The organism is Pseudomonas sp. zfem005 (assembly GCF_032621735.1).
Taxonomy (GTDB): Bacteria; Pseudomonadota; Gammaproteobacteria; order Pseudomonadales; family Pseudomonadaceae; genus Metapseudomonas; species Metapseudomonas solani.
In genome coordinates this window covers 714342-728824 of record NZ_JAVYJE010000001.1, presented here as the reverse complement: position 1 = coordinate 728824, position 14483 = coordinate 714342, and the positions used below count along the sequence as shown (strand labels likewise).

Genomic DNA, 14483 nt, shown 5'->3' with positions numbered 1-14483 from the left:
AATGGTGGGCTGAAGCCCACCCTACCGAGAGCACCGGTTCCGGGCGTAGGGTGGGCTTCAGCCCACCACGATGCCCCCGCTACTCACCGAAATCACCGGCATCCTCCCCATCCCCGGCCCAGTCTTCCGGTAGCAGCCCGTCTTTCACGTAGCGGTGGAAGCTCGAATAGGGCCAGTCCTTCACCTGTGTCACCAGCCCATGTCTGACCGGGTTGTGGTGGATGTAGTCGACGTGCCGTTCCAGGTCGACCTGGTCCCTTATCTGGTGCTCCCAGAAGCGCCGTTGCCAGATGCCCTTTTCCCGCCGGTTCGCCTTGCTTGCCGAGCGTGGGGACGGAGGCAGCGTCATGGAGAACTGGCTCTTGATCAGGCTCCAGCGGCTGGAGAAGTCAGCATCCCCGGGCGGCAGGGCCCAGATGGCGTGCAGATGGTCCGGCAGTACGCAAATGGCGACGGTGTCGAAGGGCATGCGTTGCAGGGCGATGGAGTAGGCCCGGCGCAACGAAGGGATGGCATCGGTCAGCAGTGTGGCGCGGCGATCGGCCAGGGTGACCGTGAAAAAGAAGGTGCCGCCGGGCACCAGGCTTCGGCGGTAGTTCGACATGGCAATCCGTTGCCTCGTGTTCGGGTCTTTCTTGGTGGGCTGAAGCCCACCCTACGTGGACTTCAGCTCACATGTCTGGCTCAGGCGCGGGCGCTGCGCACGCCTTCTGCCAGGGATTTGCAGAGGGTGAGGACGCCGTCGATGGCCTGTTCGGCGGTTTCGGCCTTGGCGATCTGGTCCACCAGGGCGGAGCCCACTACCACGCCGTCGGCGAGGCGGGCGATGTTGGCGGCGTGTTCGGCGGTGCGGATGCCGAAGCCGATGGCCACCGGCAGGTCGGTGTGGCGGCGCAGGCGGGCCACGGCTTCCTGCACGTGCTCCAGGGTGGCGGAGCCGGCACCGGTGACGCCGGCCACCGAGACGTAATAGACGAAGCCGGAGCTGCCATCGAGCACCACGGGCAGGCGCTTGTCGTCGGTGGTCGGGGTGGTCAGGCGGATGAAGTCGATGCCGGCGGCCTGGGCCGGGTGGCACAGGTCTTCGTTATGTTCCGGCGGCAGGTCGACGACGATCAGGCCGTCCACGCCGGCTTCCTTGGCGTCACCGATGAAGCGCTCGACGCCGTAGTAGTGGATGGGGTTGAAGTAGCCCATCAGCACCACCGGGGTGCTCTGGTTGCCTTCACGGAACTCGCGAACCAGCTGCAGGGTTTTCGCCAGGTTCTGCTTGGCCGCCAGGGCACGGATGTTGGCCAGCTGGATCGACGGGCCGTCGGCCATCGGGTCGGTGAAGGGCATGCCCAGCTCGATCACGTCGGCGCCGGCTTCCGGCAGGCCCTTGAGGATCGCCAGGGAGGCGTCGTAACCCGGGTCGCCGGCGGTGAGGAAGGTCACCAGGGCGGCGCGGTTCTGCTGTTTCAGTTCGGCAAAGCGGGTCTGCAAGCGGCTCATGCCTTGGGCTCCTGTTGCATGTGGTGCATCACGGTCTGCATGTCCTTGTCGCCACGGCCGGAGAGGTTGACCACCATGATGTGGTCCTTCGGCAGGCCGGGTGCGCGCTTGAACACTTCGGCCAGGGCGTGGGAGCTCTCCAGGGCCGGGATGATGCCTTCGAGGCGGCAGCACTGGTGGAAGGCGTCCAGGGCTTCGTCGTCGGTGATGGAGGTGTACTCGACGCGACCGATGTCATGCAGCCACGCGTGTTCCGGGCCGATGCCGGGGTAGTCGAGGCCGGCGGAGATGGAGTGGGCGTCGATGATCTGGCCGTCTTCGTCCTGCAGCAGGAAGGTGCGGTTGCCGTGCAGTACACCGGGTACGCCACCGTTGAGGCTGGCGGCATGCTTGCCGGTCTCGATGCCGTGGCCGGCCGCCTCGACGCCGATGATCGCCACGCCGGTGTCATCGAGGAAGGGGTGGAACAGGCCCATGGCGTTGGAGCCGCCGCCGATGCAGGCGACCAGGGAATCGGGCAGGCGCCCTTCCTTCTCGGCCAGCTGCTCGCGGGTTTCCTTGCCGATGACGGCCTGGAAGTCGCGGACCATGGCCGGGTACGGGTGCGGGCCGGCCACGGTGCCGATCAGGTAGAAGGTGTTGTGGACGTTGGTCACCCAGTCGCGCAGGGCTTCGTTCATCGCGTCCTTGAGGGTGCCGGTGCCGGCGGTGACCGGGATCACGGTGGCGCCCAGCAGCTTCATGCGGAAGACGTTGGCCTGCTGGCGGTCGATGTCGGTGGTGCCCATGAAGATCACGCATTCCATGCCGAAGCGCGCGGCCACGGTGGCGGTGGCCACGCCGTGCATGCCGGCGCCGGTCTCGGCGATGATGCGTTTCTTGCCCATGCGCTTGGCCAGGAGGATCTGGCCGATGCAGTTGTTGATCTTGTGCGCGCCGGTGTGGTTCAGCTCTTCGCGCTTGAGGTAGATCTTCGCGCCGCCGCAGTGCTCGGTCAGGCGTTCGGCGAAGTACAGCGGGCTCGGGCGGCCGACGTAGTCACGCTGGAAGTAGGCCAGCTCCTTGATGAATTCCGGGTCTTCCTTGGCGGCTTCGTATTCGCGGGCCAGGTCGTGGATCAGCGGCATCAGGGTTTCGGCGACGTATTGACCGCCGAAGGAACCGAACAGGCCCTTGGCGTCTGGGCCGGTGCGCAGTGAAGTCATGGTGGAACTCCTGGGAGTGGTATCCGATGGCAGCCATTCTACCGCTGGCCGGTGCCGGGAAAAGCGATTAGATTGCGCTGACATGTCAGCTAAACTCACAGATGACCATGAGCCGCGACCTCCCTCCCCTCAATGCCCTGAAGGCCTTCGAAAGCGCCGCCCGCCTGCTCAGCGTAAGCCGAGCGGCGGAAGAGCTGCATGTCACCCACGGCGCGGTGAGCCGCCAGGTGCGCGCGCTGGAGGAACAACTGGGCGTGGCCCTGCTGGCCAAGGATGGGCGCGGCATAAAACTCACGGATGCCGGCCAGCGTTTGGCCGAGGCGGCGGGGGATGCCTTCGAGCGGCTACGTGGCGTTTGCGCCGACCTGCGCCGCCAGGAGGAGGACCGCCCCTTCGTCCTCGGCTGCCCAGGCAGTCTGCTGGCGCGCTGGTTCATCCCGCGCCTGGACCGCCTCAACCGCGAGCTGCCGGAGCTGCGCCTGCAGCTCTCCAGCAGCCAGGGCGAGCTGGACCCGCGCAGCCCGCAACTGGACGCCACGCTGCTCTTCGCCGAGCCGCCCTGGCCCGCGGACATGCAGGTGTTCGAGCTGGCCGGCGAGCGCATCGGCCCGGTGTTGAGCCCGCGCTACGCCGGCTTCGCCGAGCTGGAGCAGGCGAAGCCCGAGCGCCTGTTACGGCGCCCGCTGCTGCACACGGAATCGCGCCCCCAGGCCTGGCCGCAATGGGCCCGGGCAGAGGGTTTGGATGCGGACGGGTTGCAGCTGGGCCAGGGCTTCGAGCACCTCTACTACCTGCTGGAGGCGGCGGTGGCCGGCCTGGGCGTGGCCATCGCGCCGCAGCAGCTGGTGGCCGACGACCTGGCCGCCGGCCGCCTGGTGGCGCCCTGGGGCTTCGTCGCGACTCCGGCGCGGCTGGCCCTGTGGGTGCCGGCCGGGCGCCAGGGCCCGCGCGCCGAACGCCTGGCGCAATGGCTGCGCCAGGCCTTCACCCAGCCCGGCTGAGACAGGTTGCGCTAGAAGTCGCCGCGCAGGGTGAGCATGTAGCTGCGCGGGGTGCCGTAGGTGGTGCCACGGGTCCAGTAGCCGGTGGAGTCGAAGTAGGTGCGGTCGAAGAGGTTTTCGACGTCCACGCCGACGGTCCAGTTCGGGTCGATCTTGTAGGCGGCGCGCGCATCGTAGATCGCCCGGCCGCTGTTGGCGGTCTCGTTGTAGGCATCCTCGTAGCCCGACTGCGCCGATACGCCGGCGCCGATGCTGAGGCGGTTCCACTCCCCTGGCAGGCTGTAGTGGGTGTTGAGGCGCAGCAGGTGCTTGGGGGTCTGCGCGGAGATGGGGCCGCCGTTTTCCGAGCGGGTGGTGTTGAAGGTGTAGCCGGCCGCCACCTGCAGCCCCGGCAGCACCTCGCCGCTGGCCTCCGCCTCGAAGCCCTTGCTGCGGCTGATGCCGTCGCTGTTCACGTAGCAGCGGTTGGCGACGTCCTGCGGGCAGTTGCCGTCGTTGGCGTAGTCGCGGGCGGCGACGTCTTCCTGCTCGATGTAGAACAGCGCGAAGGACAGGTTCAGGCGCTTGTCGAACAGCTCGCCCTTGATGCCGGTCTCGTAGTTGGAGCCGATGGCCGGGTCGAGCATGCTGCCGCCTGCGGTGCGGTAGCCGGCCTGGGGCATGAAGATGTCGGCGTAGCTGGCGTACAGCGACCAGGCGTCGTCGAGGTCGTAGATGGCGCCGGCGAAGGGCGTGAATTCGTGCTTCTGCTCGTTGGTCGACAGCAGGTCGCCGCTCCAGGCGTCGGTCTTGTACCAGCTCAGGCGGCCGCCGAGGACCAGGCTCAGGTCCTCGGTCATGTGCAGGCGGGTGCTGAGGTAGGTGCCGTAGCGGGTTTCGATGGTGTCGTCCTTGGCGTCCCAGCCCTGGCGCGCCAGCTGGGGCACGTTGCTGTTGTTGGGGTTGAAGACGTCGAGGGGGATGGGGCTGGGCAGCGCGACGGTGGCGTCCTTGTCGTTCATCTTGCGCTTGGACCAGTTGGCGCCCAGGGTCACCTGGTGGGGCAGGCCGAAGGCCTCGAACTCGCCGTCCAGGTGGCCGTCCACGGCGTTCGAGGTGGCGTCGAACTTGTGGTAGCTGATGTCGTTGACCATCGGGCCGGTGGGGCTGCCGTAGTCCAGGGTGTCGCCCGCGCCCCATTCGATGGCGCTGCGGTTGTAGCTGCTCTCGGAGTGGGACAGCGCCAGCTTGCCGGTCCAGTTGTCGTCGAAGCGGTGGCTGAGGTCGGCGAACACCTCGTCGGTGCGGCTCTGCAGCTTGGCCCAGTCCTGACCGAGGAAGGTCGAGCGCTTGAGGTGCGGGTTGCTGCCGTCGGGGTTCATCGGCAGGCCCAGCACGCTGTAGCCGTCGATGCGCGAGGTCTGCCGGCGCAGGCCGAGGGCGACCGTGGTGGCGTCGTTGAGGTCGGCCTCGACGATGCCGTAGAGCAGCGGGCGCTTGGATTCGGTGACGTCAATGAAGTACCCGCGATCCTCATAGGAGGCGACCATGCGGCCGCGCAGGGTGCCTTCGTCGTTGAGCTTGCCGCTGGCGTCCAGGTCGAGGCGGTAGTTGTCCCAGGAGCCGGCGCGGGTGGTGATGGAGAAGCGCGGGTCCACCGTGGGGCGCTTGCGCACCAGGTTCACCGCGCCACCCGGATTGCCCGCGCCCACCAGCAGCCCGGAGGCGCCGCGCAGTACTTCGACGCGGTCGAACATGGCCATGTCGGGGGTCATCCAGCCGGTGTAGGCGAAGGCCTGCCCGGGCACGCCGTCGACCATGTAGCTCTCGTCGGTGAGGTCGAAGCCACGGGAGCTGAAGTGGTGGTTGCCGTAGCCACGGTTGGCGCGGGTGATGCCCGGGGTCTGGGCCATCACCTGGTCGAGGGAGACGAGGTTCTTGTCGTCCATCAGCTTGCGGGTGACCACGGTCACCGACTGCGGCGTGCGCCGCAGCGATTGGGCGCTCTTGCCGATGGTCACGGCCCCGGTGGTGTAGGAGCCGCTGCCTTCGGTGGTTTCACCCAGCCCGGTGCTGTTGATGGTGGTTGCGCCCAGTTCGAGGGCGTCGCCGCTGCCCGTTGCCACTTCCAGGGCGTAGTTGCCCCCGCTGTTGAGCGCGCGCAGGCCGGTGCCGGCCAGCAGCCGGGCCAGCCCTTCGTTCACCCCATAGTTGCCGTTCAGCCCGGGGCTGCGCTTGCCGGCGGTGAGCTTCGCGTCCACCGAGAGGAGGATGCCGGCCTCGCTGGCGAAGCGGTTCAGCGCCTGGTCGAGGTTGCCGGCGGGGATGGCGTAGGCGCGGGTCTGTTCGCTGGCGGCCTGGGCCAGGGTGGCGGTGGCGACCAGTGCCGGGCCGGCGACCAGCAGGCTGGCGAACAGGGCGTGGCGGATGGCGGCGCTGAGGCGGGAGCGTTGGGAAGTGGGCAGATACGGCATTCTGGAACGTCCTCTTGAGAATGCTTCTTGATTGATTTCAAGAGGTATCCCGAGCGAGCCGGGGAAACCGACAACGCCGGGTGAAGTTTTTTTTCAGGGCTCAGGCGCGGGCGCGGACGGTGACCCAATAGCGGGTCAGGCTGTGCACCTCGACGGGCAGCGATTGCTGCAGGGCGGCCAGCACACGGTCGGTGTCGGCCAGGGGGAAGACGCCGGTGAGGACCAGGCCCGCCACCTCCGGGTCGCAGCGCAGCACACCGGGGCGGTGACGCGACAGCTGGCCGATGAACTCGCCTAGGGCCATGCGCTCGGCGACTAGGCGGCCCTGGCTCCAGGCGATGGCATTGGCATCGGCGCTGCCGAGCTCGCCGAGCCGCTCGGCGGAGAACCACAGGCTCTGCCCGGCCTGCAGGCGCGTAGCGGCTGCGTGGCGCGGGCGCAGTTCCAACTGGCCTTCGTAGAGCTGGACGCGACTGCCGCCGTCCTGCTCGTAGACCGAGAAGCGCGTGCCCAGGGCCTGGATCTCCCCGGCGGCGGTTTCCACGATCAGCGGTCGCCCGGCCGGGTCCTGGCCGCTGTCCAGCAGCAGTTCGCCGGCCAGCAGGCGGATGCGCCGCTCGGCGTTGCTGAAGAGGATGTCCACCGCGCTGCCGCTGTTGAGCATCAGCTGGCTGCCGTCCTCCAGGGTGCGTTCGAGGCGTTCGCCGGTGCCGCTGCGCAGGTCGGCCATGGCTTCGCGCCAGGGCAGGTGCGACTGGGCCGCGTAGCCGCTGCCGCTGGCCACCAGCAGCAGGCCGAGCAGCTTGAGGGTCTGCCGGCGGCGGGCGTCGGGCATGTCGCGCAGCACCGCGCGGGCGGTGTCGCCGGGTACGCCGGCGAGGGTGCCCTGCAGCTGTTGCAGGCGCTGCCAGGCGCGCTGGTGCTCGGGGTCGGCGTCCTGCCAGGCGACGAAGCGGCGCTGTTGCTCGCCGTCCAGTTCGCCACCCCACTGCAGCATCAGCCAGTGACTGGCCTGCTCGACGATGGCGGGGGCGATGGGCGCGTCGCGATGGGCTGTCATTCGGCGTAGAGCACCTGGTAGCAGGCCTGGATGGCGCGGATCATGTACTTCTGCACCGAGCTGACGCTGACCTGCAGGCGCTCGGCGATCTGTGGATAAGTCAGACCCTCGAACTGCGAGAGCATGAAGGCTTCGCGCACCTTGGCCGGCATCGAGTCGAGCATGGCGTCGATCTGCAGCAGGGTCTCGATGACCATGGCGCGGGTCTCCAGGGAGGGGGTTTCCGGCTCCGGCAGCATGGCCAGGCTGTCGAGGTAGGCCTGTTCGATGCGCTGGCGCCGCCATTGGTCGATGACCAGGTTGCGGGCGATCTGCGCCAGGTAGCTGCGGCCCTCGCCGCTACCGGGCAGGCGCCGGGTCACCAGCAGGCGGAGAAAGGTGTCCTGGGCGATGTCGGCCGCCCGCTCACGGTCGCCCAGGCGCCGCCGCAGCCAGCCTTGCAGCCAGCCGTGATGGTCCTTGTAGAGACGGTGCACATCCTGTTGCAGCGATGGCTCGGGGATGACAGTGGACACCCGATGCTCCCGTGATGCCTAAGTGCGGATAAGAATTGATCGCAATTCTAAGTGGAGCGGGTGCGCTTGGGAATACGCCATGGGTGCGGAGACGGGGCCGCAGGATGGGCGGCCTTGTGGCGGCGCCCATCCTGCAGTAATGACGCGGGATCAGAACTCCGGGGTGTATTTGACCGTGAGCATGAGGTTGCGCGGGTCGCCGAAGTTGTTGGCACCGTCGCCGGCGGCGAAGCCGGGCTGGTAGTAGCGCTTGTCGAAGAGGTTGTTGGCGTTGAGCGCCAGGTCGACCTCCGAGCTCAGCTCGTAGCCCAACCGCGCGTTCCACACAGTGAAACCGGGCACTTCGAAGTCACGGGCGAAGCTGACGGTGTGGCTCTGGGTGTTGAAGCCGCCGCCGACGCTGAAGCGACGCAGGTTGCCCGGCAGGCGGTAGTCGGTCCACACGCGCAGCATGTGTTTGGGCGTCCACTGGCTGTAGATGCTGCCTTTGTTGTCCGGGTCTTCGAGGAACTTGGTGGTGTTGTAGGTGTAGCCGGCGAACACCTGCAGGTCGGTCAGCAGCTCGCCGCTGATCTCCGCCTCGATGCCCTGGCTGCGCACCTGGCCCGATGCCCGGGAGCAGTACCAGCCGTCGCATTCGAAGCCGGAGTCGAGGTCCTGGGTGGCGCGGTTCTTCTGGTTGTAGCGGAACACCGCCAGCGAGGTGTTGAGGCGGCCGTCGAGCAGTTCGCCCTTGAGGCCGACCTCGTAGTTGGTGCCGACGATCGGTTCGAGGATCTTCTGATCGGCGGAGCGCTCGGTCTGCGGCTCGAACACGTCGGTGTAGCTGGCGTAGACCGCCCACTGCTCGCTGAGGTCGTAGATCAGCCCCAGGTAGGGGGTGACTTCGCCGGTGGCGGTGGTGCGGCTCGGGGTGCCGCCGGTGACGTTGTACTCGTAGTCGTACCCGCTCACGCGGGACCCCATCACCAGGGTCAGCGGCTCGGCCAGCTTGACCCGCCAGCTGCCGTACAGGCCCTTCTGGCGGACGTCGTAGCCGGCGTTGTAGGCGCGGCCGCCTGGCGAGGCGAGGATGTCGGCGACGGTGGGTTTCGGGCGGTGGTGGTCGATGGCGAAGATGTTGCCGCCGGGGACGAAGCGCCGGGCGTAGAAGTCGTCCGAGGTGTACTTGGAGTAGTTGCCGCCCAGGGTGACTTCGTGTTCCAGCGACAGCGCGTTGAAGCGCCCGGTGAGGTAGTTGTCCATGCCGATCTTGGTGGACTGGAAGTTGGTGATCCAGTCGGCGAAGTTCAGGCCGCTGCCATCGGCGGCGACATCGCCGTGCATGCGCCGGTGGATCGAGTCGCTGTGTTCCTGCATGCGCAGCAGCGAGGACTTGAACTTCCAGTTGTCGTCGAAGCGGTGCTCGAGATCGAGATAGACCGTGGTCTGGTCGGTGTCGAGGTGGTTCCAGGTGGCACCGCTGTAGGTGGAGCGCGAGAAACCGATGTCGCTGCCGTCCGGGTAGCGCGGCAGGCCGCGCATCATCGGTCGCGATTCGCCGTCGGTGTTGCTGACGCCGAAGCCGACCGTGGTGTCGGGGGTGAAGTCGTAGTCGAGGGCGGCGTAGAACGAGCGGGTCTCGTCCCAGACGTAGTCGGTGAAGGAGTGGCTGCGGTCTTCGTCCACCACCACGCGGCCGCGCAGGGTGCCTTCCGGGTTGAGCGGGCCGCCGGCGTCGAGCTGCAGGCCGTAGTGGTCCCAGGTGCCGGCCTTGCCGGTGATGGCGACGGTGGGGGCGTCCTGGCCGCGCTTGCGTACCAGATTCACCGCGCCGCCTGGGCTGCCGGCGCCTTGCAGCAGGGCGGCGGCGCCACGGAGGATTTCCACGCGGTCGAAGAACACCAGGTCCTGGGTCGCCCAGTTGCCCAGCACGTAGAAGTTGCGCGGCACCGGCACGCCGTCGTACTGCCAGTCGTCGATCTGGAAGCCGCGCGAGGAGATGACCATGCCCGGGCCGATGCCCTGGGCGCCCACCAGGCCGGTGGTGCGGTTGACCGCTTCGCGCAGGTCGGTGATGCCCTGGTCGTCCAGCTGCTTGCGGGTGATGACGGTGACCGACTGGGGGATTTCCTTCAGCGTCCGCTCACCCTTGCCGATGCTGATGGCGCGGGCGGCATAGGAGCCGCTGCCCTCGGTGGTGGCGGCATTGCCGAAGCCGGCGGCGTTGACGGTGGTGGCGCCCAGCTCCATGGCGCCGGTGCTGTCGGCCTTGGGCTGCACGCTGTAGTTGCCGCTTTCGGTGACCCGCAGTTCCAGGCCGCTGCCTTCGAGGGCGCGCTGCATGGCCTGGGTGGCGGTCATCGAGCCCCTGACGGCCGGCGCCAGCTTGCCCTTGACCAGCACCGGCTCCAGGGACACCACCTGGCCGCTCTGGCTGGCGATGGCGTTGAGCGTTTCCGCCAGGCTGGCGGCGGGCAGGTCGAATGCCAGCACCTGTTGCTGGCTGGCGGGCTGGCTGTAGACGTAGCCGAGCGGGCCGGTGGCGGCGAGCGCGACGGCGATGGCAATGGCGCGAGGCCAGGGTTTGCGCACGGAGATTCTCCTGAATGTGTGGGCGTTGTCAGGAGATAGGTGGGACGAACGCAAAAAACCGGACACGAATGAGATGAATTTTCATTCGCTGCCTGTGCAGGCCGCTATCCATGGGCTTCGCGGCATTCAAACGGCCGCGCTGATCAAGGTCAGCCAGGGGCCGTAGGTGTCGACGCGGATCGGCAGGGTTTCGCCCAGGGCGGTGAGCGCGCGGTCGGGGTCGTCCAGGGGGAACACGCCCTGGACCTTGATCTGGCGGACCTCGGGGCTGACCCGGATCAGCCCGCGCCGGTAGGGGCGCAGGGCGTCGATCACCGCCTCCAGGGGCTCGTCCAGCACATTGAGGCGGCCTTGCAGCCAGCCCGCGCGGTTGCGCTGGTCGCCGCTGAGCAGTTCGATGTGGCGGGCATGCAGCAGCGCCGCCTGCCCTTCGCCGAGGCCGAGGGAGCCGCCCAGCAACTGCGACGCCTGGGCGCCGCGCTCCAGGGCCACCGCGCGGGTGCTTTCCGCGAGTTGTTCCACCAGCAGGCGCCCGCCGAGGGTGCGCACGTCGCCCTGGCGGGTACGCACCACCAGGGGCAGGGTGCTCCCCGCGGCCGCACTGATCACCAGCGCGCCCTGGCGCAGGTGCAGCAGGCGGGCGTTGGTGGAGAAATCGAGGTCGACGGCGCTGTCGGCGTTGAGCTCCAGCAGGCTGCCATCGGCCAGGGTGAAGCGGCGTCGCTCGCCGGTGCCGGTGCGCAGGTCGGCCATCAACGCCTGCCCGGCCTGGCTGCTGGCGCCGAGCCAGAGGCCGCCACCCAGCAGGCCGAGGCCGGCCAGGCCACGCAGCAGGTTGCGCCGCGACAGTTCCGGTTGCAGCAGGGCTTCGCGGGCCTGGCCCGGGGCGCGCCGCTCGAAGCTGCGCAGGGTGTCGTAATGGCCGCCGAGGCCGCTTTGCAGGCGGGCCCAGGCGTCCTGGTGGCTGCTGTCGCTGTTCAGCCAGGTTTCGAAACGAGCCTGCTGGCGGGCGTCGGGCGTGCCGGCGCGCAGCCGCACCATCCAGGCGATGGCTTCTTCACCGGCGCGGTCGATGTGGGCCTGGCTCATGGCTGCACCCCGCTGAGGTAGCACTGGCGCAGGGCCTGAGTCATGTAGCGGCCGACGGTGCGCTCGGAGACGTCCAGGCGGCGGCCGATCTCGGCATAGCCGAGGCCATCGAGCTGGCTCATGAGGAAGGCCTTCTTCACCGCCTGGGGCAGGCCGGCGAGGCTGCGGTCGACGGCGTGCAGGGCCTCCAGCAGCAGGTGGATTTCTTCCGGCGAGGGGGCCAGCTCCTCCGGCAGCAGCATCAGCCGCTCCAGGTAGGCCTGCTCCAGCCGCCGACGCCGGTGGCGGTCGAAGATCAGCCGCCGGGCGATGGTGGAGAGGTAGGCGCGGGGCTGCTCGATGGTGGCCGGGTCGACCTGGGCGACCAGCAGCTGGCAGAAGGTTTCGGCCGCCGTGTCTTCGGCGTCCGCGCGGTTGCGCAGCTGCCGCTGCACATGCTGCAGCAGCCAGCGGTGGTGGTCGCTGAAGAAGAAACCCAGTTTGCTGGACGCGGACACGGGAGGGGAACCGGATACAAATGAGAATGCGTCGTATCTTATACAAATGCCCGTGCAGGTCCACCTGAACCGTTGCGGGCCCGATGCAGCGGGCCAGGGGCCAAGCGTCCGGCGCACCGATACGCCGCCTTCTGCAGGGCTGCCGCAGCCCTCGTGATGCCTGCCCTCGGCACCTCATCAAGGGCATTTTCCTGACCTTTCAGATGATAATTATTCTCGTAAAGGCTAAATAAGCCGCCCCCTCTTCGTCTCCAGTGCAACGGAATTTTTCACTCGACGACAAGGAGTCGGCAGCGATGTTCGTGCCATTCACCCGTTTCATGACGATCACATTCGGCCTCTGTGGCGCGGCGCTCAGCCCCGCCCTGCTGGCCGAAACCGAGCCTGCCCGGAGCCCCGATCCGCACGCTACGCCCCTGGAGCTGGAGGCCACCAGCGTCACCGCCGAGGGCCTCGGGGCGACCACCGAGAACACCGGGTCGTACACCACCGGCAGCATGAGCACCGCCACGCGCTTGAACCTGTCGATCAAGGAGACCCCGCAGTCGGTGTCGGTGGTGACCCGTCAGCAGATGGATGACTTCAAGCTCGACACCCTGACCGAGGTGCTGGGGCAAACCACCGGGGTGGTGGTGCAGCACCTGGACTCCGACCGGGCGATCTATTCGTCACGGGGCTATGGCATCGACAACTTCCAGGTCGACGGCATGCTCAACACCTTCAGCCGCATGAAGTCCGACTCGGACACCATCATCTATGACCGCATCGAAGTGGTGCGCGGCGCCACCGGCCTGACCACGGGCGCGGGTGATCCCTCGGCCACCGTCAACATGGTGCGCAAGCGCCCCACCCGCGAATGGGCGGCCAGGGCCGGCGCCAGCGGTGGCAGCTACGACAACTACTACAGCTATGTGGATGTCGGCGGCCCCCTGGCGTTCGAGGGGCGCCTGCGCGGGCGCGCGGTGCTGGCCTATCGCGACAGCCAGTCGTTCCGTGATCACTACGCGCAGCAACGGGAGGTGGGCTACGGCATCCTCGAGGCCGACCTGACCGAAAGCACCACCCTGGCCCTGGGCTTCGACTACCAGGACAAGCAGGTCCAGGGCACCTCCTGGGGCACGCTGCCCTACTGGAATGCCTCGGGTGACAAGGCCAACCTGCCGCGCTCCACCAACATGGCGGCGCACTGGAGTTCCTGGCCCCTCGAGGATAAGACGAGCTTCGCGACCCTCGACCAGCAGCTGGGCGGTGACTGGCACCTCAAGGCGGCCTACACCCACCGCGACAGCGAGAGCGACGGCAAGGTCTACTACGGCGGTGGCGGTATCCCGGAGGCCGACCGCTCGGGCATGAGCGCCTGGACCAGCCACATGATCGGCACGCAGAAAATGCGCGTGTATGACCTCAACTTGGCGGGTCCCTACAGCCTGCTGGGGCGCGATCACGAACTGATGCTGGGCTATGGCGAAGCCGAGCGCCGCGACTGGTCGCCCTACACCATTCCCGGCCCGACACCCCCGGGCTACACCGACATCGATGACTGGAAGTACATGGGCGGCATCGGCAAGTTCCCCGACACCGTGACCCACCTGCCCAGTTCCGACGGCAGCACCCGGCAGAAGGCCGGCTACCTGGCCACCCGCCTGAGCCTGCGCGATGACCTGCATGCGGTGCTGGGCAGCCGCTACGGCAGCTGGAAAAACCAGGCCCGCAGCTATGAGTACGATGCCAACGACCAGCTGACCGGCATTGAGGACACCCGCCAGCAGCACAATGACATGTGGACGCCCTATGCCGGCCTGCTCTACGACCTGACCCCCGAATACACGCTGTACGTCAGCTACACCGACATCTTCAAACCCCAGGAACTGCGCGATGCCAACCGCAAGTACCTGGAGCCGGTGGTGGGCGCCAACTACGAGCTGGGGCTCAAGGGCAGCCTGCTGGAGGAGCGCCTGAACCTGGCCACGGCGGTGTTCTGGAGCAAGCAGGACAACGTCGGCGAGCTGGACAGCTCGGTGCCGCCGGACCCGGTCACCGGCGAGGAGTTCTACAAATCCGGCGGCAAGGGCGGCAAGGCGCAGGGGTTCGAGGCCGAGGTTTCGGGCGAGGTCCTGCCGGACTGGAACCTGACGGCCGGCTACTCCTACACCCACGCGCTGGATGGCGAGAAGCAGCGCAGCAATGGCGGCGAGCCGATGAACATGCTGCGCCTGTCGACGGCCTATCGCCTGCCGGGGCAATGGCGCGCGCTGACCGTCGGCGGCACCTTGAACTGGCAGAGCGAGATCTACGGCAACACCCGGCGCCCGGTGGGGCGCGACAGCGGCGGTGCGATCATCACCCAGACCACCCGCGTCCATCAGCAGGCCTACAGTGTGGCGGGGCTGATGTCGCGCTACGAGTTCGACAGGCACCTGTCGGTGTCGCTCAACGTGAGCAACCTGTTCGACAAGAAGTACTACGAGCGGGTTGGCTTCTATAACGGCGTTTACTGGGGCGAACCGCGCACCCTGACCCTGGGCCTGGACTGGACGCTCTGAGCCTTCGCCGCGCGGGTTGCTGAGGAGCGGGCAGGGGCGAGGCCGGCTCCCT

General features: G+C 67.9%; 11 protein-coding genes. 2 read left to right on the top strand and 9 right to left on the bottom strand.

Annotation, left to right across the window (positions count from 1 at the left end; translation table 11 throughout):
• Positions 1–79: 79 nt before the first annotated feature.
• The 3 genes from RTW82_RS03405 to trpB form a co-directional block, all read right to left on the bottom strand.
• The gene (locus RTW82_RS03405; protein WP_316924244.1) at positions 80–604 is read right to left on the bottom strand and encodes an REP-associated tyrosine transposase; all 525 of its coding nucleotides are present in this window, start codon (positions 602–604) and stop codon (positions 80–82) included.
• An 80-nt stretch (positions 605–684) separates the two neighbouring features.
• Positions 685–1494 (bottom strand): tryptophan synthase subunit alpha, encoded by an 810-nt coding sequence (gene trpA, locus RTW82_RS03400; protein ID WP_316924243.1) that lies wholly within the window; start codon positions 1492–1494, stop codon positions 685–687.
• Positions 1491–2699, bottom strand: a complete 1209-nt coding sequence (gene trpB / locus RTW82_RS03395) for a tryptophan synthase subunit beta (protein WP_184488177.1) — start codon at positions 2697–2699, stop codon at positions 1491–1493. The genes trpA and trpB overlap by 4 nt, the downstream gene beginning before the upstream one ends.
• 107 nt (positions 2700–2806) lie before the next feature.
• Here trpB and RTW82_RS03390 point away from each other — a divergent pair, with 107 nt between their 5' ends.
• Complete coding sequence (locus RTW82_RS03390) at positions 2807–3700, top strand: LysR family transcriptional regulator (protein WP_316924242.1); 894 nt, start codon at positions 2807–2809, stop codon at positions 3698–3700.
• A gap of 11 nt (positions 3701–3711) precedes the next feature.
• Here the strand turns inward: RTW82_RS03390 and RTW82_RS03385 are convergent, their stop codons facing one another.
• The 6 genes from RTW82_RS03385 to RTW82_RS03360 all read right to left on the bottom strand — a co-directional run bounded on the left by RTW82_RS03385 (position 3712) and on the right by RTW82_RS03360 (position 11888).
• On the bottom strand, positions 3712–6153 hold the full coding sequence (locus tag RTW82_RS03385; RefSeq protein ID WP_316924241.1) for a TonB-dependent siderophore receptor: 2442 nt from the start codon (positions 6151–6153) through the stop codon (positions 3712–3714).
• A 100-nt stretch (positions 6154–6253) separates the two neighbouring features.
• Positions 6254–7213, bottom strand: coding sequence for a FecR domain-containing protein (locus RTW82_RS03380; RefSeq protein ID WP_316924240.1), 960 nt, complete (start codon positions 7211–7213; stop codon positions 6254–6256).
• Positions 7210–7728 carry a sigma-70 family RNA polymerase sigma factor gene (locus RTW82_RS03375; protein ID WP_021219910.1) on the bottom strand — a complete coding sequence of 173 codons (519 nt, stop codon included), beginning with the start codon at positions 7726–7728 and terminating at the stop codon, positions 7210–7212. Before RTW82_RS03375 ends, RTW82_RS03380 begins: the two co-directional genes overlap by 4 nt.
• 150 nt (positions 7729–7878) lie before the next feature.
• Positions 7879–10302 (bottom strand): TonB-dependent siderophore receptor, encoded by a 2424-nt coding sequence (locus RTW82_RS03370; RefSeq protein ID WP_316924239.1) that lies wholly within the window; start codon positions 10300–10302, stop codon positions 7879–7881.
• Between the two features lie 126 nt (positions 10303–10428).
• A complete protein-coding gene (locus RTW82_RS03365; protein ID WP_316924238.1) occupies positions 10429–11391 on the bottom strand; it encodes a FecR domain-containing protein in 963 nt (320 codons plus the stop codon).
• The gene (locus RTW82_RS03360; protein ID WP_316924237.1) at positions 11388–11888 is read right to left on the bottom strand and encodes a sigma-70 family RNA polymerase sigma factor; all 501 of its coding nucleotides are present in this window, start codon (positions 11886–11888) and stop codon (positions 11388–11390) included. Before RTW82_RS03360 ends, RTW82_RS03365 begins: the two co-directional genes overlap by 4 nt.
• A 296-nt stretch (positions 11889–12184) precedes the next feature.
• Between RTW82_RS03360 and RTW82_RS03355 the strand changes: the two genes are divergently transcribed.
• On the top strand, positions 12185–14431 hold the full coding sequence (locus tag RTW82_RS03355; protein WP_316924236.1) for a TonB-dependent siderophore receptor: 2247 nt from the start codon (positions 12185–12187) through the stop codon (positions 14429–14431).
• The last annotated feature ends 52 nt before the right edge of the window (positions 14432–14483 follow it).

Bases quoted from the DNA above. Each gene is read 5' to 3' on its own strand.
- RTW82_RS03405 (WP_316924244.1), bottom strand. From the start codon at position 604: ATGTCGAACTACCGCCGAAGCCTGGTGCCCGGCGGCACCTTCTTTTTC.
- trpA (WP_316924243.1), bottom strand. From the start codon at position 1,494: ATGAGCCGCTTGCAGACCCGCTTTGCCGAACTGAAACAGCAGAACCGC.
- trpB (WP_184488177.1), bottom strand. From the start codon at position 2,699: ATGACTTCACTGCGCACCGGCCCAGACGCCAAGGGCCTGTTCGGTTCC.
- RTW82_RS03390 (WP_316924242.1), top strand. From the start codon at position 2,807: ATGAGCCGCGACCTCCCTCCCCTCAATGCCCTGAAGGCCTTCGAAAGC.
- RTW82_RS03385 (WP_316924241.1), bottom strand. From the start codon at position 6,153: ATGCCGTATCTGCCCACTTCCCAACGCTCCCGCCTCAGCGCCGCCATC.
- RTW82_RS03380 (WP_316924240.1), bottom strand. From the start codon at position 7,213: ATGACAGCCCATCGCGACGCGCCCATCGCCCCCGCCATCGTCGAGCAG.
- RTW82_RS03365 (WP_316924238.1), bottom strand. From the start codon at position 11,391: ATGAGCCAGGCCCACATCGACCGCGCCGGTGAAGAAGCCATCGCCTGG.
- RTW82_RS03355 (WP_316924236.1), top strand. From the start codon at position 12,185: ATGTTCGTGCCATTCACCCGTTTCATGACGATCACATTCGGCCTCTGT.